This window comes from uncultured Pseudomonas sp., from assembly GCF_913777995.1.
Taxonomy (GTDB): Bacteria; Pseudomonadota; Gammaproteobacteria; order Pseudomonadales; family Pseudomonadaceae; genus Aquipseudomonas.
Window position 1 is genome coordinate 163,318 of sequence record NZ_CAJYVE010000034.1, and the last position, 17,594, is coordinate 180,911.

The window sequence follows — 17,594 nt, forward strand, 5'->3', positions numbered from 1 at the left end:
TGGCGGGTATTTCCAGGTACGTATTGGTCATGAACAGTCTTCGATCCTCCGCGCCTCAGCTAGAGGCCTGGTCGCAGCCGCGCCGATCAGGCGACGTCCTCGATATCGGCGTTTCGCAACGCCAGGCATTGGGCCTGCAGCGTCTGAGTCCAGTCACCGGCAAGCCCGCGCTGAGCCGCCGTGAGGCGATACTGCTTGGCGCCTTCGCCCTGGCCCTGCATGTTGGCGCCCTTGCCTGGCTGGCCAGCCGTCCCGAACCGGTGTTGCCCGAGGTGCCGGTGCAAATCCCACCGATGACCATCGAATTCACCAGCGCCGCGCCGCCCGCCGTGGAGCCACCACCCCCGGTGCCTGCTCCGCCGCCAGTGGTCGAGCCGCCACCACCGGTGGTGGACGAGCTGGCGGTCAAACCGCCGCCCAAGCCACAGCCCAAACCCAAACCCAAGCCGCTACCGCCCAAGCAAGAAGCCAAGCCGCAGCCCAAGCCGGTCGAGGCGCCACCCCCTGCGGCCCCGGCGCCTGCTGCACCGGCGGCGGCCGCGCCACCCGTGCCACCGGTGGAAACCCCGCCCTCGGCCAATGCCGGCTACCTGAAGAACCCGGCCCCCGAGTACCCGAGCCTGGCCCAGCGCCGTGGCTGGGAGGGCACCGTGCTGTTGCGTGTGCATGTGCAGGCCGACGGCAAGCCGAGCGATATCCAGATCCAGCGAAGCAGCGGTCGCGACGCGCTGGACAACGCCGCGATCAGCGCGGTCAAGCGCTGGAGCTTCGTACCGGCCAAGCGGGGTAACGAGGCCATCGCCGGCTGGGTCTCGGTGCCGCTGGAATTTCGCCTGAACTGATTGCCCACAGGGGCGGTGCAGACGCCGCCCCACTGACTGACTTCGAGGAACACACCATGAACCTGCTTGCAGACTCGCCCTTCCAATCGGTCGAACACTCCGTCATCTGGCTGCTGATCGGCTTTTCCGTGGTCACCTGGGGCCTGGCCCTGATCAAGGTCATCCAGTTCACCCGCCAGCGCCATCAGGACCGCCTTTTCCAGAAACGCTTCTGGGCTGCCACCAGCCTCGACAGTGCCGCCGAACAGAACGCCGAACGAAGCGGCGCCGTGGCCCGAGTGGCCCAGGCCGGTTTCGCGGCCATCCAAGTACAAGGGGGCCAACCCGCTGACCTGGCCCATTCGATCAATCATCAGGATCGTCTGGAGCGCTCGTTGCGCCAGCAGATCCAGCGCGAGCGCCGCTCGCTGGAGTCGGGCCTGGCGGTGGTCGCCTCGATCGGCTCCACCTCGCCCTTCATCGGCCTGTTCGGCACCGTATGGGGCATCATGGAAGCGCTCAAGGGCATCAGCGCCGCCGGCAACGCCAGCCTGGAAACCGTGGCCGGGCCCATCGGTGCCGCGCTGGTGGCCACCGGCGTGGGAATCGCCGTCGCCGTACCGGCCGTGCTGGTCTACAACTACTTCCTGCGGCGTCTGAAACTCAACGCCGCCGACCTCGACGACTTCGCCCACGACTTCTACAGCCTGGCGCAGAAGAGCGCGTTCAAGGTCATCGTCAACCCGCACCCTGGCAAGAGCGCCAATGCCGCCCACCTGACCAAGGAGGCCGTCTGACATGGCCTTCTCGACCCAGGACAACGACGAAGTCCTTTCCGAAATCAACGTCACCCCCCTGGTCGACGTGATGCTGGTGCTGCTGGTGGTGTTCATCGTCACCGCGCCGCTGCTGACCAACTCGATCCCGATCAACCTGCCGAAGACCGAGGCCGTCGCCCCGGCGGACCAGAAAGACCCGCTGGTGGTGAGCATCAACGGCGAGGGCAAGCTGTACATCAACAAAGACGAGATCAAGCCGGACCTGCTGGAAACCCGGCTGAGCCAGGCCAAGGCCGAAGACGCCGGGCTGCGCGTGCAGCTGCAGGCCGACGACGGCGTCAACTATGGCGAAGTGGCGCGCGCCATGGCGGCCATCGAACGCGCCGGCATCACCAAGCTGGCGGTGATCACCGCACGCTGACGCAGAAGCGGCCGGGTACAGGCTCGGCCCTCTCCCACCCAGAACGAGAATTTAGTCATGTTGATCGTTGCACTGGCTGGCAGTCCCAGCCTGAAATCCCGCTCGGGCGCCTTGCTCGAACACTCGCGCAAATGGCTTGAACGCCACGGTATCGAGGTGCGCAGCTACGGCGTACGCGACTTCGACGCCGAAGACCTGCTGCATGCCCGCTTCGACAGTCCACAGATCAAACGCCTGGTCAGCGACATCGCCGCTGCCGATGGCGTGCTGATCGGCACCCCGGTGTACAAGGCTTCGATCTCCGGGGCGCTGAAGACCCTTCTCGATCTGCTGCCCGAGCGCGCCCTGGAAGGCAAGGTCGTCCTGCCCCTGGCCACCGGCGGCAGTCTCGCGCACATGCTGGCGGTGGATTACGCACTCAAACCGGTGCTGTCGTTCCTCAAGGCCGAGGAAATCGTCCACAGCGTGTTTGCCGAGGAACGCCAGATCGAGCACGGCGACCTCGGGCACCGCCTGGCCGAAGAGCTGCAACAGCGCCTGGAGCACTCGCTGGCGAAGCTGCGGCGGCGCGTAACCTCGCTGACCCCGGATGTCGCTCTGGCGGTCTGAAACACACGGGTATTCGCCGATCGGCGCAGTTGCAGATCCAACAGGCCGGGCGGCGACTGTGAGCCTTGAGTCGCCGGGCTGGCCGTTATCGACGGCTTACAGCCCGCCCGGACTTGCCTGGCAGCATGCGTGTCAGTACCTCATCACCACGCACCCAGTGATGGAAAAGCGCCGCGCCCACATGCAGGCCGACAACGCCCCAGGCCACCCATTTGCCGATGAAGTGATGAACAACGTCAATCGGGGCCTCGAAGGCTTCCCAGCTGAGGCTGAAGCGTCGACTGATGCTGTCGAACAGCGCTGTTTCGTTGAACCCTGGCACGCTGAACAGCCCGAAGCGGGTCGGCGCCCCGGTGCCCAGGTAGCCGGTCAGCGGCATGATGAGTAAAAGCCCGTAGAGACCCCAATGGGCGACATGGGCCAGACGCTGTTGAAACACGGGGGCCGGTACTTCGGCCGGTTGCTTTTCCAACAGGCGCCAGACCAGGCGTGGCAAAACCAGAAAGCCCACCAGCAGCCCCAGTGCCCAATGAATGTTAAGGACCGGCAATAATGTCGGCATGCTGTCATTCATGAACCAGATGACGTAATAAACAACGAGGTAGCAGCCAATGAAGGCGGCCGCGCTGGTCCAATGGAAGAATTTTGAAATCAGGCCAAAACCGGTTTTGGTATTACGCCATTGCATGCTTCACCTGTTCTGCTGTGACACAAAAGCAGCCCCGCGGATTATTGGCATTGTTCTGCGCAGGGCGCGGGTCGACCGTATTCAAACGATCCGTTTCAAACCGCCGTCAGCACGATGAATCAACTGTCGGACTTACGCTTCTCCACGGTCTTCTGCTCAGCGCTGCGAGACGCGTCTTCCGGCGTCTGCGCCAGCTTTTCCGGCTTGGCCTCGTGCTGCCCCTGAGTGTTGCTGGCCTGCCAGCCACGCTCGTGGAAACGCTGCAGTGCTGCAGCACCATCGGCAGCTTGCGCAGCATGGGAAACGGCCAGTGCCAGGATCAGGGCGAGGGATTGCGGCAGATACTTCATAAAGGACTCCTGCTTGAAATGAGAATGTGCCCGGACCCATCATCGGGTCGTGGGCGATTCATCTTTTGATGAACTCAAGTCAATGCCGAAGCCCGACTTGATTCCAGGCAAGTTTCAGCAGCTGGAATTAAGTCAGAATTAACGCTTCTCCAATTCTTCTTCGACGCCCGCAGAAAAACCGAAAACTTCACGCCCGTTGAGCGCCATGCAGGCTCATGACGCTTTTCTGATGGGAACTTCGAGCCGGGCCAGGAAGCCATTCGGCACATTGGAAAAGACCAGCCGACAAGCGCAGCGGCGGATGATCGCATCGACGATCGCCAAGCCCAGGCCGCAGCCCTTGCTTCTGGAATTTCGCCAGAAGCGTTCGGACAAATGGACCAGATCCGCGTCCTGCACCCCGTCACCGTAGTCGCGCACAGCGAATACCAGGTGCCCCTCGTGCAGCGCCACGTCCAGTTCCACCGGGCTGCCCGGTGGGCTGTAGCGCAGCGCATTGTCCAGCAGATTGCGCAGCGCCACGATGGCCAGCGCCGAAGGCATGGCTGGCCTGAGGTCGCGCGTCGGCTCACTCAATGTCAATTTCACCCGTGACGCCGACGGGTTCTCGGCATCCTGAATGGCGAAGGTCGCGATCTGCTGGGTCGTGTAATCATTGCCGTCGTCGAACGACAGGCTGCCTTCCACTTTGGCCAGCATGAGCAATTGTTCAAGGGTGTGCTGCAAGCGGTCAGCACCTTGCTCGGCATGCTGCAGCGCGCGCACCTGAGCTTCACCGCTGCACAAGCCGGCCAATTGCAGATGGGTTTTGACCGCCGTCAGCGGGGTACGCAGTTCATGCGCCGCGTCGCCGGTAAAGCGCCGCTCGCGCTCGATGGCATTGGCGACCCTGAGCAACAGCTGGTTTTGCGCCTTCAGCAATGGCTGCAACTCCCGAGGCACCTTGTGGATGTCCAGCGGTTCCACCGAGTCGATCTGCCGAGACTTGAGCGCGTGGCTCATCAGCCTGAGCGGCTTGAGGCCGTTCTTGATCGCCAGGCTGAGCATGACCAGGCACACGATCAGGGCGATGATGATCGGCAAACCGGCAGACTTCAGCGTGGCCCCGATCAGCGCATCACGCTCTTGCAGCCGATCCGCCGTGGTGATGCGGTATTGGCCATGCACCGTGGTGTAGGTCCGCCATCGCTCGCCCGCATAGGTCATGTCGGCAAAGCCTTCGTGGCTCAGGTTGAAGTTGGCGTCGATGGGCAGGTTGGAGCTGGCGATCACATCGCCTTGCAGCGAGCTGACTTCACAGGCGATGAGGTCGTTCAGCGCCAGGTTGCGAGCAGGCGACGCGGTGCGGCTACGTGCGCCATCGGCGGTCGGCACATGGTCCATCAACCCGGCGACCAGGCGCGCGGAGGCGATCAGCCGATGATCCAGCAGGCTGCTCAGCTGACCATCGAGCTGCTTGGAGATGCACAAGGCGGTGAACCCCCACATCAGGAAAAACACCGTGCTGAGAATCAGCGCAAGGCGTGCACGAATACTCATGACTGGCGCTCCGCCGTCGCCAGCGGCGGCCCCAGGCGATAGCCGACCCCGCGGATGGTCTCGACGATGTCGTTGCCCAGCTTGCGACGCAGGTGATGGATGTGCACGTTCAGGGCGTTGCTGCCGACATCGTCGTCGAAACCGTACATGGCATCCTTGATCTGGTCGCCGGAAAGCACGCGCCCCGGGTTGTTCAACAACGCCAGCAGAAGAGCCTGCTCGCGTCGGGCAAGCTCCACCGGCTGTCCATCCAGTCGGGTATCACGGGAAACCGGATCGAAACGCAAGGCGCCGTGCTCGATGACGTTGGCCGCCCGCCCCGCCGCCCGCCTGACCAGGGTATGCAAGCGTGCGGCCAGCTCGCGCAGGTCGAAAGGTTTGAGCAGGTAATCATCGCCACCGGCCTGAAGGCCCAGCACCCGGTCATTGACACTGTCGCGGGCGGTCAGGATCAGCACCGGCAGGTCATGCCCTTCGCGGCGCATTCGCGACAGCAGTTGCAGGCCATCCTCATCGGGCAGGCCCAGGTCGAGGATCAGCACATCGAATGCCGTGGTCGTCAGCAACCCCCAGGCCGCCGCAGCCGTTTCCACATGATCGACGATCAGGCTCTGCAGCCGCAGCCCTTCGGTGATGCCGATCGCGATCAAGGCATCGTCTTCACATAGCAGTACACGCATGCTGAATTCCTGGAGCGCTGTCACCGTGGCGAATGCGACGGTAGGTCTAGACGTCAAAAACAGGCAGGGTAGCCGGCGTGGATTAATTGAGCATTAACAACCGGTGCGCCGAGACGAGGTTGTAGCGAGTCATGCTGACGCGCGCCATACACCTTGCCCACGCCGCCTTGGACCGCAATACATCGACGCGAACGGCCCTCACCAAACAGCCGGCTGGGAAGCCGGCTGCTGGGAGGTCACAGAGGGCGCGCTGACGGTTACTGCGCGGTCTTGTGCACCAGGGGCTTCAGGCCGCTGCCTTCGATGGCTGCATCGGCCTGGCGCGAGGCCAGGTAATCCAACAGGGCCTGGGCCTGGCTCTGATGAGTGCTGTTACTGACCACGCCACCGGAGTACAGGGTCATCTTCTGCGCCTTGGCGGGAATCAGGCCGACGATGTCGATGCCGCTTACCGGCTTGAGTTCGCTCAGTTGCTGGAAGCCGATCTGTGCTTCGCCCCGCGCCACCACGGCGCCGACCGGCTCGGCAGGAATCATGTGCGCCTTGGCGTCGAAGGCCTTGCCCAGGTCCATGCTCGGGAACAGGGTCTTGGACAGGTACACGCCACTGGCGCTGTCGGAATAGGCCACGGACTTGGCGTCGAGCAGGGTCTTGCGCAGGGCCTTCATGTCGCTGATATCCGGTTTGGGCTCACCCTTGCGCACGGCCATGGCAATGTACGACTCGCCCAGGTCGACGCGGCTGGCCTTGTTGACCAGGTTTTTGTCGACCAGGTTGTCCAGGGCCGAGCCGACCATCAGCACCAGGTCGGCCTTCTCGCCACGCGCCAGGCGGTTGGGCACGGCCTGGGGCGTATCGCCCATGGACGGCGCGGCCTGGATATCCAGCTTGATGCCGTGACTTTTCTCGTAGGCCGGGGCGACGGCACGGATGGCGCCCATGATGCCGCCGGAGCTGAGAATGGTCAGGGTTTCAGGTTGCGCGGCTGGCGCCTCGGCCGCCGCAACGGTGAAGGTAGCCAGCAGCAAGGCTGTGCAAGACAGCGTTCTGAGCATGATCATCAGGTCCTTTAGGGGTAAAGAACCTGATTCTAAAGACGCGCAGCTGTCACCAGGCCTTGCGGTGCATTAAGAATTCTTCACGCAACGCCCATCAACCGGCCAGCCCTGCGGCACGCGCCCGCGCCGCATGCAATTTCTTGTAGCTGTCGATCAGCCGCTGATGCCGGTCGAGGCCTTCCAGGGCCATGCTGGTTGGTGTCAGGCCGTGGAAGCGCACGCTGCCGTCCACCGAACCCAGCGCCGCGTCCAGGCGCTCGCTGCCGAACATGCGGCGGAAGTTGACCACGTAGTCGTCCAGCTCCAGGTCGCTGTCGAGCTGCACTTCCAGCACCACGTTCAAGGCCTGGTAGAACAGCCCGCGCTCGACGGTGTTGTCGTTGTACTGCAGGAACATCTCCACTTGCTCCTTGGCCTCTTCGAAGCGCTGCAGGGCCAGGTTGATCAGCAGTTTCAGCTCCAGGATGGTCAGTTGGCCCCAGGCAGTGTTGTCGTCGAATTCGATGCCGATCAGCGTGGTGATGTCGCCGTACTCGTCCAGCTCGCTTTCTTCCAGGCGCTGTAGCAGGTCGCCCAGCGCTTCGTCGTCCAGGCGGTGCAGGTTGAGGATGTCTTCGCGGAAGAACAGCGCCTTGTTGGTGTTGTCCCAGATCAGGTCGTCCACCGGGTAGATTTCCGAGTAGCCCGGCACCAGGATGCGGCAGGCCTTGGCGCCGAGATCCTCATAGACGGCCATGTAGACCTCCTTGCCCATGCCTTCGAGGATGCCGAACAGCGTCGCGGCTTCCTGCGCGTTGGCGTCTTCGCCTGCGGCGGAGAAGTCCCAGTCGACGAACTCGTAGTCCGCGCGGGCGCTGAAGAAGCGCCACGACACCACACCGCTGGAGTCGATGAAGTGCTCGACGAAGTTGTTCGGTTCCATCAGTGCCTGGCTTTCAAAGGTCGGCTGCGGCAGGTCGTTCAGGCCTTCGAAGCTGCGCCCCTGCAGCAGTTCGGTGAGGCTGCGCTCCAGCGCCACCTCGAAGCTCGGATGCGCACCGAACGAGGCGAACACGCCGCCGGTGCGCGGGTTCATCAGCGTCACGCACATCACCGGAAACTCACCGCCCAGCGAGGCATCCTTGACCAGCACCGGAAAGCCCTGCTCTTCCAGGCCCTGGATACCGGCGAGAATGCCGGGGTAGCGCGCCAGCACCTCCTGCGGAACGTCTGGCAGAGCCAGCTCGCCTTCGAGGATTTCGCGCTTGACCGCGCGCTCGAAGATTTCCGACAGGCACTGTACCTGGGCTTCGGCCAGGGTGTTGCCGGCGCTCATGCCGTTGCTGAGGAACAGGTTCTCGACCAGGTTGGAAGGGAAGTACACCGTCTCGCCGTCGGACTGGCGCACATAAGGCAGGCAGCAGATGCCGCGTTCGATGTTGCCGGAGTTGGTGTCGTACAGGTGCGAGCCGCGCAGCTCGCCGTCCGGGTTGTAGATTTCCAGGCAGTACGGGTCGAGGATGTCCTTGGGCAGGGCGTCCTGGCGCCCCGGCTTGAACCAGCGCTCGTTGGGGTAATGCACGAACGGCGCGTTGGCGATGTCTTCGCCCCAGAACTGGTCGTTGTAGAAGAAGTTGCAGTTCAGACGCTCGATGAACTCGCCCAGCGCCGATGCCAGCGCGCTCTCCTTGGTCGAGCCCTTGCCGTTGGTGAAGCACATTGGCGAATGCGCGTCGCGCACGTGAAGCGACCAGACATTGGGCACGATGTTGCGCCACGAGGCGATCTCGATCTTCATGCCCAACCCGGCCAGCAGCCCGGACATGTTGGCGATGGTCTGCTCCAGTGGCAGGTCCTTGCCGAGGATGTAGGTGCTGGCGCCAGCTTCACCGCTGGGCAGCAGCAGGGCCTGGGCATCGGCGTCGAGGTTGTCGACTTCCTCGATGATGAATTCCGGGCCGGTCTGCACCACCTTTTTCACCGTGCAGCGATCGATGGAGCGCAGGATGCCCTGGCGGTCCTTCTCGGAGATGTCTGCGGGCAGCTCGACCTGGATCTTGAAGATCTGGTTGTAGCGGTTCTCCGGGTCGACGATGTTGTTCTGCGACAGGCGGATGTTCTCGGTGGGAATGTCGCGGGTCTGGCAGTACAGCTTGACGAAATAGGCCGCGCACAGCGCCGAAGACGCCAGGAAGTAGTCGAACGGCCCCGGTGCCGAGCCATCGCCCTTGTAGCGAATCGGCTGGTCGGCGATCACCGTGAAGTCATCGAACTTGGCTTCGAGGCGGAGGTTGTCGAGAAAGTTGACCTTGATTTCCATGCGGGACTACCAGAATAACGAGCACATTTGGCGGGCATTATCCGGGTTTTGCAGGCTATGTGCTGGGTTTTGTACAGCGCCTTGCCCATGACCCGCTATCCAGCGTCGCTTCCCGTGCCCCTGGCCTTGCGCCAGCCGGCACGCAACCGCCGCGCCAAGGCCGGCGACATGTTGAACAGCACCATGGAGGCCAGCGCCACCCACCAGCCGGGCCGCGTGAAGCTGAGCAGGTGCTGGTTGACCCAGATTTTCAGCAGCCTCAACCGACAGCCCTGGCCCTCGCGCCGGGCCAGCCGGGCGATGGCATGCGGGGTGTACAGGGTCCTGAGCACCGCTTCATGGGCCAGGAATCGCTCGGGAAAGTCCACACCGGCCTGGGCATGGTCGAGCACGGTGAAGTTGCGCGTCAGCAGTGTATCCCACAACTTCAAAGGGGCCAGGCGCACCCGGCAGGGGTGCGTGAGCGTCAGATGTATACCGCGCTGGCGCAGGCAGCCCAGCAGCAGCGCCTGCTCGGGAATCATGCGCAGGGCCGAGTAACCCAGGAAGTTGCCGAACGGGTTGCGTGACGGGCCGGGGTGAAGCAGCTCGCGCTCGGCGAACAGCGGCTGGTTCCACAAGGCGAGCATCGCTTCCCGGGTGCCGAACTGCACCAGGTCGGAGAGGTGGAACAGCATGGGTACCCGCTCGGGGTCACGCATGTAGAGGTTGGTCAGGGTAATGGGCGCATCGAACAGGCTCAGCCCATCGCTTGCGACCGGTATTGGCTGGCCGATCACCGCCAGGGCTGCACTGCGCAGGTTGTGGTCGGCGCGCAGCTTCATCACATAGGGCCGGTCGGCGGCCTGGATGCCGGCCCGTGTGGAAAGGATCATCCGATTGGTGTTCACCGGGTTGCCCGAGACATCGCGCAAACCACCCGGATCGTCCAGCAGCACCAGTTGTTCGACTTCCAGGCCCGCGGTGTCCTCCCCCCGCCAGGTCGAAACGACGATCCGGGCCTGGGGCAGATGCCGACGCACCGAGGCGATGCAGGAAAGGATATTGCGTTCCTGGCCCAGTTCACGACACAGGGGGCCCTGGATCACCACGCTGATCAGGGCAGAATCGACCGCGACAGGAGAGACCGGTGCGGCCATCAGCCACCTCCAAGCAGACGTCGAAACAGGCCGGGGCAACGCGCCTTCAGCCTGCGCACACAGGCTGACAGCCAGGGCACCCTTTGCACGTCGGTCACCAGAAACAACCGACGCAGCTGGCGCGCCTGGAACGCTGCGTCGCCGCGCCCCGGCCGGTTGTTGAAGGTCTCGTTGAGCAACCGGGCATTGGCACAGAGCAACAGCCCCGGCATCAGGAACACCAGGTTGCATTGGCGCAGGCCGGTGTTGAGAAAGTTGTAGCGCGCCAGCTTGTGAACGAAGTCGCTGCAGACTGCCGGAGGGTGATGCCCCAGGTCCACCAGCACCCAGTCGACGTCGACCAGGTCCATGAGCCGGGCGATCCTGTTCATCGATACGGTTTCCAGATGTCGGCGGGAAATGAACAGGTCGAGGCTGAAACGCACATGGCTGACACCAGGTCCGTCCGCCTCGAGCTTCTCCAGATCCCGACGGTCGTCGACCACGATCACCGGAGTGGTGATGTGGCGCGAGAAGCGGATACCTGACAACTGGCGGACCAGTTCCGGATCGCGGACAGCCGGAGCCGGATACGAGACAGCGAAAATGTTCACGGTTGTTCCCGCCCGTAGGACCTGAAAGGGGTGGAGTTGTAGATCGCCTTGATCGCCGAGCCGAAGCCAGGGAAATAGAACAATCGGCTGCGATCGAGATACAGGCGCAAGGCGGATATCAGGATGCCAGGCGAGGCCCGCCACCGGGGGTGGAAGAAATCCTGCAGGTCGTCGGCGAACCAGCTCTGCCTGGCACGCTGGCAGAGCATGTTGCGGATTTCACCGCTTTCGCAGATGAGGTGCTGCTTGGCCTGTACGGGGTCTTCCAGAAAGCGCAGAGTCAGATACTCCCGGCGGATCTCCGGCAGTTGATCGAACAGCACCAGCCTCTCGAAATCGGCGATGAATTGCCGCACGGCCTGCAGTTCATTACTGAAGGCGGTGCGCTGGATCACCCGATTGATCAGCTCGACCCACTCCCGGGCAGGTACACGCTTCAAACCGGTGGGGGTCACCAGCACGGCGGGATCGAAGGCGTAGCGCGACTCGAACTGCCGCAGCCTGGCCAGCGCCACGTCGGTAGGCACTCTGAGCAAGGGTTTCTTCTTCAGCAGCGAAAGATTGTACGGCCCCGCCTTCCTGAACCCGCCATCGATACCCTGTGCCAGGTTTTCCCCGCCCAGCAAGGCACGAGAAGTTATCGATTGGCTGATCCCATAAGGGTTGATCCGGTTCGGGATGCCCATGCGTGAAGCACGAATCCCATGTTCGACATCCTCGAACTCTGTCCAGTGCAGGTCCTCATCCAGGGGGCAGGCATTCCAGACGTCCTTGCGGCAGATGTACAGGCTGCCGGTGGGGTAGCTCTGGTCCTTGCTGTAGCGCATCGGGTTGGCGTATGGAAAGCCCGTTCTCTCCACCTCACCGAACAACGCTGGGACGATAGTGGCGGTGCTCTTGCCACGGCGTGGCAAGCCTTGCAAGCCGCCAGCCACATCCCCCATCCCCACACAAAGGTCCGAATAGCGTCGCGGATACAGGCTCCAGGGATTGTCGAAAAACAGGCTCTGCAGGGTCATGAGCGGGTAGCGCGGACCGAATCGGCGAACCATGTCGCCGAAGTGCCGTGGCAGAAATACCCGGTCGTGCAGAATGACCAGGTTGTCGTAGCGCGCCTCTCGAGCGAGGAGGTTTTTCTTCTTGCAGATCTGCACAGGTGGTGCGGCAATGTTCTGCCCAACGAGACGCACCTGGTCTGGGTAGGCAAAATTGCTGCCCGGGGTGCCGCAGAGCAGGATTTCCTTGTGAGGAATGTCGAGCTCCAGGATGCGCCTGACCACCGCATTGAGGATGGTCGCGTCTTCGGGACCGACGGGAATGCCGAAGGTCCAGTGATCCAGGTCATCGTCGCCTTCGGCCAGCAGCCTGGCAACCTTGCGGTAGGTCACTGACGACGCCGAGCGCGCCACCGGCTCGAGGCCCTCTGCGAAATACGCGCGATCGAGGTAATGCCCGGTCGGGGTGTCTTCGACGAGCGTGATGTGTTCCCCAACGGCCAGGAAATGCGCGGCATCCCAAAGCAGCAAGGGCGCCAGTGGCGAGTCGCTTTGCACATTGTGAAAGCAGACACTGCCGGCGCCAGGAATCTGCACACGCATGGCCGCATGGACATTGCGGATGACCTGATCGGGCTTGCCCACAACAGGCCGACGAAAAGACACCAGCCGGGCACAGGGAGGCTCCAGTGACAGGGGCTGCGGCAGAACGCGCAACTGCTCTGTCGACAGGTATCCCAGGCGCCGATGATGCTGGAGATGGATGGTCTTCATCGGTCAGACCACATACTTGTCGTCGAGCACGCCCGGCACCTTGACCACCACGGTCACGGTATCGACCAACGCCTCGAACGCCGTGACATCCCCAGGTTCAAGCACGATGATGTCACCCGCCGTCCATACGCGGTCAGCCATGCGCACCGAGCCTGACACCACCGCCGTCACCTCGGTCGCCACCTTGTGGTAGTGGGCCGCCTCGCGATCACCGGCCTGGTAGTGCTTGATGGCGACCTCGCAGGCACTGGAACGCAGGGCCACGGGGTGAAAATCACCCACGAACCAGCCCTTTACCATGTCGTGCAAGTGGGCAGTTTTCATCGGGCACTCCCGGCTTCGAAAGCCTGAAGCTGGCTGGCGGTCTTCAGCGGATGGTAGCGAGCGGACTCGATGCGATAGACGCCGATACGACGATGCTGCAACACCAGCTCGTTGAGTACCGGAGCGATGAAAAAGCTGTCGTTGACCCGCGCATCCTTGCGGATCATTTCCTTGGCAGCCGCCACGAAGGCCGCGCCGTGGCGGAACCAGTAGACACCGGCTATCGCATGCGGGCTGATCGGGTTCTTCTCGGCCGCTTCGACGACTCGGTCGTCGGCATCGAGGCGCACGAAAGAGTAGCGCGGGTGCAGGGAGCGGAAGATCACCACGCCAGCGTCGTTGCCATTGCCACGCAACCCGCCCAGTACGTCCTCGAGATCGATCTCCACCCGGTCGCTGGTGCTGAGAATCAGCAGCTCATCCTGGTTGTCGATCTGCTCGCTGGCCAGCAGCACGGTGCAGGCCGCGCCACGCGTAATGCCATGAACCGGCAGCACACTGGCCGCCGGGTGCATCTGCTGAACCATGTTGCGCAGGTGCAACCGGGCGATATCGGTATCGGTGAAGGTGCAGATGATCCGCGCGGGCTCCAGCCCGGCGCAGTCGTCGATCAATGACTGGATCAGCGGCTTGCCGCTGCGTTCGGCCAGGTAGTCGGGATACGGACCATGCTCCTCGCAGCTCTCACCAGCGAGGGCGGATAACAGCACGATGTTCAATGCGCTCATGCGCGGCCCTCCCTGAGCGGCTGAGGATCGATGGAGGCAATCTTGCCCAGGATGTTGCTGAGGTTGACGTCGGTCGTCTCGCCAACTACCAGCACATGCGCACCGGAGGCCTTGGCAGCCTTGATGCCGTTATCGTTGTCCTCGACGATCAGGCATTGCTGTGGCGTCAGCCCCAGTGTTTCGATGGCCTTGAGGTAGATATCCGGCGCCGGCTTGGCCCTGGCGACGTCCTCGTTGGAAAGCTGCAAGTCGAGGTACTGGCCCAGGTTGGCCTTGTCCATCATCACCTGCACCGTATGGCGGATCGAGTTGGAGGCCACCGCCAGGCGATAGCCCATGCGCTTGAGCGAGGACAGCGCATACTGGTGCACGAAGGTCGGCTTGCACTGGGCATGCACGATTTCCATGGTGTACTGCTGCTTCATCTCATTGATGAAAGGATGCAGCGCCACTGGCAGGTCGTGCTCGACGCTGAGCATGTCGAGCTTGCGCGAGGTCGGCAGCCCGTCATACGCGGTCAGGTGTTCGTGGCGGCTGATGTGGTAGCCGAACAGGTTGAGGGCCTTGTTCAGGGCATCGTAGTGCCATTCCTTGGCCTCGATCAGCACGCCGTCCATGTCGAAGATGATGGCCTTGATCATTGTCGCTCCTGCTTGATGAAACGATTGGCTTCTTCGGGCCGGTCAGTGCACAGCATCAGGCCCTCCCTGGTGTTGAGCGGTCGCAGTTGCCGCCACAGCGGCTCCGGGTCGCGACCATGAAGTTCCGCAGACACCACGCAGACCTGCTTGTCGGCGGCCAGCAGGTCGTCGATCAATTCACTGGAAAACCATGTGTCCTCGAAGGCATCCAGCCATACCCCACACGCCTGTTCCAGCCAGGCAGGAGACGGTTCCACCTCGCTCAGGCGCGTGAAGGTGGTCAGGCGCGCCTGCAGGTAGCGGCGCATGTCGGGCACGGCCATGTCGAATGCGAACCAGTTGTCGTGACCATGCCGGGCAAAGGTCGCCTGCAGGGCCTCGGCCAGGCCGTCGGCCTTGACGTTGATGGCCAGCGGCAGGTTGCGGCCGGCCATGAGCTGCAGTAGCTCATCAAGGGTCATCTCGGCGCCGCCGGGCATGTCGTGGGCAATCACCAGTTGGCCTGCCAGGTCACGCACGTCGGTCTCGGTGCCGAAACCCAGGTCGAACGAGCGCCTGAAGGCCATCGCCTGGTTTCGCTCGGCGGGATGTCGCCAATAGCCGCGATGGCTGAGGATCTGCATGTCAGTCCGCCTCCGTGGCCGTCGCCCGGCGGCTGACGGGCAGGCTCAGGAAGTGGTCAAGGTCGGCCGGTATGCCCAGGCCGTGCATGCCCTGGCCCTCATGGCCCACGCTGTAATGACTGACTCGTCCGCCCTGAGCGATGATCTCGTTGTACACCGGGGCCACGTAGAACTCGCCGTTGACCCGCAGGTTCTTGCGTAGCATCGCTTCGATGGCATCGAGCAGCTGGGCGCCACTGCGGAAGTTGTAGATACCCACGGTGGCCTCGTCGGAAATGACCTGTTTTTCGACCACGCGGTCGATCAGCCCCTGGCCGTCGAAGCCTACGAAGGACCATTTCGGGTCATCGGCCTTCATGGTCATGATCAGGCCATCGAGACCTTTGTCGTCCATGGCCTGGAGGTAGTCGTCGATCTTCAGGTCCACATACTGGTCACTGTTGGCGATCATCACCGGCTGCGACCTGTCGATCACGTCCCGGGCGGCATGCACGGTGCACGCAGCCCCTTCGGTCAGGCCGTGCAGCTCGACGATCGCGCAATCTGGCGCCCAGACCTTGAGTCGTTCCTCAAGACCATAGGCGGCGACATGTTCGGCCTGACAGACGAAGATGAAACGATGGGGCCATGAGGGCGTGAGGTTTTCGATTACCAGCTTGATCATCGGCACGCCGTGCACGGGAATGAGCGGTTTGGGATCCTGATACCCGGCAGCCGCGAAGCGACTTCCGGCACCTGCCATGGGAACGATGATTTGCAACATGCGGATTACTCTTTGTCGCTCATTGAGCGGCGCGGTTTTAAATGCTCAACCTGTGGAAGTTGAGCTTCAGAAAGAGCCCTGATCGACCATCCGACCGTGCTCAAGCGTGATGTAGCGCTGGCAGAAACTGCGCCCCTCCTCCATGGCATGGGTCACCAGAATCAGGGCCATGCCTTCGCTCTGCAGGGCCCGAATGCGTTCATGGCACTTGTTTCGGAAATCCTCGTCGCCCACGGCCAGGACCTCATCCGCCAGGAGTACCTGCGGTTCCACATGCACGGCGACGGAGAAGCCCAGGCGCATGTACATGCCTGACGAATAATGTTTGACCGGGGTATGGATGAAGCGGTCGAGGCCGGAAAAATCGACGATGTCGTTGAAGCGTGAACGGGTCTGGCGATTGCTCAGGCCGAACAGACTGGCGTTCAGATAAATGTTTTCCGCACCGCTCAGCTCGGGATGAAAGCCCACCCCAAGTTCGATCAGCGGCGCCACGCGGCCGCTGCTCACGACAGTGCCCGAGGTCGGCAGCAGAATGCCGGACAACAGTTGCAGCAAGGTGCTCTTGCCCGAACCGTTATGGCCGATCAAGGCCAGCGACTCCCCCCTGTTCAGGGTCAGCGATACGTCATCCACTGCGTTGAATCGTTCATGACGTTCACGATGACGGCTGTCGAACAGCCCGAGGAACTTCTGCTTGAGCCCACCACCGTTATGCCGTAGCAGAAACTGCTTGGACAGGTTGCGCGCCTGGATGACCCTCTGGCTCATAGGTACTCCACCTGGCTGTCGGCTTTTCTGAACACCAGCAGCCCGGCCAGCAGGCTGGTCACTCCCAGCATCACGCAGAGGCCGATGTCGCCGGCAGATGGCATCACCCCTTCATGCAGAATGGCCTTGAAACTCTTGAAATAAGGGGCCAGCGGATTGAACGCCATCCACTTGGCAACCGCTGTCGGCAACGACGAGGCGACCCAGACGATGGGTGTCATCCAGAACAGCAGGGGTACGAAGACCTCGACCAGGTGCCGGGCATCGCGCACGGTGATCTGGATGACACTGAGGGCCAGCCCCAGCCCCATCAGCAAGGCCATGAATGACGCCAGAATCAGTGGATAGACCAGCAAGGCGAGGCTGGGAACACCACCCAGCAAGGGGAACAGCGCCGCGTAGATCAGCATCACCCCCAGCCAGAACACCAGGATGGTCAGCGCACCGGTCACTGGCAGCAGGATGCGCGGGAAACGCAGCTTGCGGATCAGGTTGGCGTTGCCGGTCAGCCACTCGCCACTTTGCGACAGCATCTGCGTGAGCAGCATCCAGTGCACCAGCCCGGTGATCAGGTGCAGCGCGAAGCGCTCCTGAGCGCTGGGCAGGATGTAAGTGAAGACCAGGTAGTAAGTCAGGGTTACGGCCAGCGGATTGCCGAGGGACCATAAGAATCCCAGGGTCGCGCCCATGTAACGAACTCTGATTTCTTTGAAGACGAGATTGATGACCAGGTCTCGCCAGAGCGTGAAACCAGGCTTTACGCATGAAGACATAGTGTTCCAGCCAAGCAATGATCATTGACCTGCGACGCGGCCCGCAAAGACCGCCCGGGTCATTCGTACACGACGGATAAACAGACAGCGCCTAACCGTTTGCCTGGCTTGACCGGCTTACAGACGGGAACACCTGGACACAAACGGTTATAAACAGTCGGGTATCGCTATGATCGGGGATGGCTGAAAAGACGAATGTCAGGCGCCCTCACCACAACGTGTAGGA

At 62.5% G+C, this 17,594-nt stretch carries 19 protein-coding genes and 1 pseudogene; 4 read left to right on the top strand and 16 right to left on the bottom strand.

The annotated features are described in order from the left end of the window. The first annotated feature begins 29 nt into the window (after positions 1–29). From QZ497_RS15175 to ssuE, 4 genes and pseudogenes are all read left to right on the top strand, one after another. A complete protein-coding gene (locus QZ497_RS15175) occupies positions 30–842 on the top strand; it encodes an energy transducer TonB (RefSeq protein ID WP_295476540.1) in 813 nt (270 codons plus the stop codon). Positions 843–898: 56 nt separating this feature from the next. Further along, on the top strand, positions 899–1,618 hold the full coding sequence (locus tag QZ497_RS15180) for a MotA/TolQ/ExbB proton channel family protein (RefSeq protein ID WP_295476541.1): 720 nt from the start codon (positions 899–901) through the stop codon (positions 1,616–1,618). A gap of 1 nt (position 1,619) precedes the next feature. Then, a complete protein-coding gene (locus QZ497_RS15185; protein WP_295476542.1) occupies positions 1,620–2,021 on the top strand; it encodes a biopolymer transporter ExbD in 402 nt (133 codons plus the stop codon). 57 nt (positions 2,022–2,078) lie between these two features. Beyond that, positions 2,079–2,573, top strand: a pseudogene (ssuE, locus tag QZ497_RS15190) (NADPH-dependent FMN reductase); the annotation flags it as partial. Positions 2,574–2,715: 142 nt separating this feature from the next. On the opposite strand, the gene QZ497_RS15195 reads toward ssuE, so the two are convergent. From QZ497_RS15195 to QZ497_RS15270, 16 genes are all read right to left on the bottom strand, one after another. Beyond that, the gene (locus QZ497_RS15195) at positions 2,716–3,318 is read right to left on the bottom strand and encodes a cytochrome b (protein ID WP_295476543.1); all 603 of its coding nucleotides are present in this window, start codon (positions 3,316–3,318) and stop codon (positions 2,716–2,718) included. A 119-nt stretch (positions 3,319–3,437) separates the two neighbouring features. Beyond that, positions 3,438–3,668 (bottom strand): hypothetical protein, encoded by a 231-nt coding sequence (locus QZ497_RS15200; protein ID WP_295476544.1) that lies wholly within the window; start codon positions 3,666–3,668, stop codon positions 3,438–3,440. 213 nt (positions 3,669–3,881) lie between these two features. Then, positions 3,882–5,207: an ATP-binding protein gene (locus QZ497_RS15205; protein WP_295476545.1), complete on the bottom strand. Its 1,326-nt coding sequence runs from the start codon at positions 5,205–5,207 to the stop codon at positions 3,882–3,884. Further along, the gene (locus tag QZ497_RS15210) at positions 5,204–5,887 is read right to left on the bottom strand and encodes a response regulator (protein ID WP_295476546.1); all 684 of its coding nucleotides are present in this window, start codon (positions 5,885–5,887) and stop codon (positions 5,204–5,206) included. The genes QZ497_RS15205 and QZ497_RS15210 overlap by 4 nt, the downstream gene beginning before the upstream one ends. Positions 5,888–6,144: 257 nt before the next feature. Then, positions 6,145–6,942: a substrate-binding domain-containing protein gene (locus QZ497_RS15215; protein ID WP_295476547.1), complete on the bottom strand. Its 798-nt coding sequence runs from the start codon at positions 6,940–6,942 to the stop codon at positions 6,145–6,147. 97 nt (positions 6,943–7,039) lie between these two features. Next, positions 7,040–9,244, bottom strand: a complete 2,205-nt coding sequence (locus tag QZ497_RS15220) for an OsmC domain/YcaO domain-containing protein (RefSeq protein WP_295476548.1) — start codon at positions 9,242–9,244, stop codon at positions 7,040–7,042. A gap of 95 nt (positions 9,245–9,339) precedes the next feature. After that, positions 9,340–10,383 (bottom strand): WavE lipopolysaccharide synthesis family protein, encoded by a 1,044-nt coding sequence (locus QZ497_RS15225; RefSeq protein ID WP_295476549.1) that lies wholly within the window; start codon positions 10,381–10,383, stop codon positions 9,340–9,342. Continuing rightward, positions 10,383–10,976 carry a hypothetical protein gene (locus QZ497_RS15230; protein ID WP_295476550.1) on the bottom strand — a complete coding sequence of 198 codons (594 nt, stop codon included), beginning with the start codon at positions 10,974–10,976 and terminating at the stop codon, positions 10,383–10,385. Before QZ497_RS15230 ends, QZ497_RS15225 begins: the two co-directional genes overlap by 1 nt. Next, a complete protein-coding gene (locus QZ497_RS15235; RefSeq protein ID WP_295476551.1) occupies positions 10,973–12,745 on the bottom strand; it encodes a hypothetical protein in 1,773 nt (590 codons plus the stop codon). Before QZ497_RS15235 ends, QZ497_RS15230 begins: the two co-directional genes overlap by 4 nt. A gap of 3 nt (positions 12,746–12,748) precedes the next feature. Beyond that, complete coding sequence (locus QZ497_RS15240) at positions 12,749–13,069, bottom strand: hypothetical protein (protein ID WP_295476552.1); 321 nt, start codon at positions 13,067–13,069, stop codon at positions 12,749–12,751. Beyond that, positions 13,066–13,797, bottom strand: coding sequence for a glycosyltransferase family 2 protein (locus QZ497_RS15245; protein WP_295476553.1), 732 nt, complete (start codon positions 13,795–13,797; stop codon positions 13,066–13,068). Before QZ497_RS15245 ends, QZ497_RS15240 begins: the two co-directional genes overlap by 4 nt. Further along, complete coding sequence (locus QZ497_RS15250; protein ID WP_295476554.1) at positions 13,794–14,438, bottom strand: HAD family phosphatase; 645 nt, start codon at positions 14,436–14,438, stop codon at positions 13,794–13,796. The genes QZ497_RS15245 and QZ497_RS15250 overlap by 4 nt, the downstream gene beginning before the upstream one ends. Beyond that, on the bottom strand, positions 14,435–15,061 hold the full coding sequence (locus tag QZ497_RS15255) for a phosphodiesterase (protein WP_295476555.1): 627 nt from the start codon (positions 15,059–15,061) through the stop codon (positions 14,435–14,437). The genes QZ497_RS15250 and QZ497_RS15255 overlap by 4 nt, the downstream gene beginning before the upstream one ends. A 1-nt stretch (position 15,062) precedes the next feature. After that, positions 15,063–15,824: a glycosyltransferase family 2 protein gene (locus QZ497_RS15260; protein WP_295476556.1), complete on the bottom strand. Its 762-nt coding sequence runs from the start codon at positions 15,822–15,824 to the stop codon at positions 15,063–15,065. Positions 15,825–15,890: 66 nt separating this feature from the next. Next, positions 15,891–16,595 (bottom strand): ABC transporter ATP-binding protein, encoded by a 705-nt coding sequence (locus QZ497_RS15265; protein ID WP_295476557.1) that lies wholly within the window; start codon positions 16,593–16,595, stop codon positions 15,891–15,893. After that, the gene (locus QZ497_RS15270) at positions 16,592–17,368 is read right to left on the bottom strand and encodes an ABC transporter permease (RefSeq protein ID WP_295476558.1); all 777 of its coding nucleotides are present in this window, start codon (positions 17,366–17,368) and stop codon (positions 16,592–16,594) included. Before QZ497_RS15270 ends, QZ497_RS15265 begins: the two co-directional genes overlap by 4 nt. Positions 17,369–17,594: the final 226 nt, after the last annotated feature.

Coding starts and splice junctions, on each gene's coding strand:
- QZ497_RS15270 (WP_295476558.1), bottom strand. CDS start 17,368: ATGTCTTCATGCGTAAAGCCTGGTTTCACGCTCTGGCGAGACCTGGTC.
- QZ497_RS15235 (WP_295476551.1), bottom strand. CDS start 12,745: ATGAAGACCATCCATCTCCAGCATCATCGGCGCCTGGGATACCTGTCG.
- QZ497_RS15220 (WP_295476548.1), bottom strand. CDS start 9,244: ATGGAAATCAAGGTCAACTTTCTCGACAACCTCCGCCTCGAAGCCAAG.
- QZ497_RS15245 (WP_295476553.1), bottom strand. CDS start 13,797: ATGAGCGCATTGAACATCGTGCTGTTATCCGCCCTCGCTGGTGAGAGC.
- QZ497_RS15180 (WP_295476541.1), top strand. CDS start 899: ATGAACCTGCTTGCAGACTCGCCCTTCCAATCGGTCGAACACTCCGTC.
- QZ497_RS15215 (WP_295476547.1), bottom strand. CDS start 6,942: ATGCTCAGAACGCTGTCTTGCACAGCCTTGCTGCTGGCTACCTTCACC.
- QZ497_RS15195 (WP_295476543.1), bottom strand. CDS start 3,318: ATGCAATGGCGTAATACCAAAACCGGTTTTGGCCTGATTTCAAAATTC.
- QZ497_RS15255 (WP_295476555.1), bottom strand. CDS start 15,061: ATGCAGATCCTCAGCCATCGCGGCTATTGGCGACATCCCGCCGAGCGA.
- QZ497_RS15260 (WP_295476556.1), bottom strand. CDS start 15,824: ATGTTGCAAATCATCGTTCCCATGGCAGGTGCCGGAAGTCGCTTCGCG.
- QZ497_RS15205 (WP_295476545.1), bottom strand. CDS start 5,207: ATGAGTATTCGTGCACGCCTTGCGCTGATTCTCAGCACGGTGTTTTTC.
- QZ497_RS15200 (WP_295476544.1), bottom strand. CDS start 3,668: ATGAAGTATCTGCCGCAATCCCTCGCCCTGATCCTGGCACTGGCCGTT.
- QZ497_RS15265 (WP_295476557.1), bottom strand. CDS start 16,595: ATGAGCCAGAGGGTCATCCAGGCGCGCAACCTGTCCAAGCAGTTTCTG.
- QZ497_RS15225 (WP_295476549.1), bottom strand. CDS start 10,383: ATGGCCGCACCGGTCTCTCCTGTCGCGGTCGATTCTGCCCTGATCAGC.
- QZ497_RS15250 (WP_295476554.1), bottom strand. CDS start 14,438: ATGATCAAGGCCATCATCTTCGACATGGACGGCGTGCTGATCGAGGCC.
- QZ497_RS15210 (WP_295476546.1), bottom strand. CDS start 5,887: ATGCGTGTACTGCTATGTGAAGACGATGCCTTGATCGCGATCGGCATC.
- QZ497_RS15185 (WP_295476542.1), top strand. CDS start 1,620: ATGGCCTTCTCGACCCAGGACAACGACGAAGTCCTTTCCGAAATCAAC.
- QZ497_RS15175 (WP_295476540.1), top strand. CDS start 30: ATGAACAGTCTTCGATCCTCCGCGCCTCAGCTAGAGGCCTGGTCGCAG.
- QZ497_RS15240 (WP_295476552.1), bottom strand. CDS start 13,069: ATGAAAACTGCCCACTTGCACGACATGGTAAAGGGCTGGTTCGTGGGT.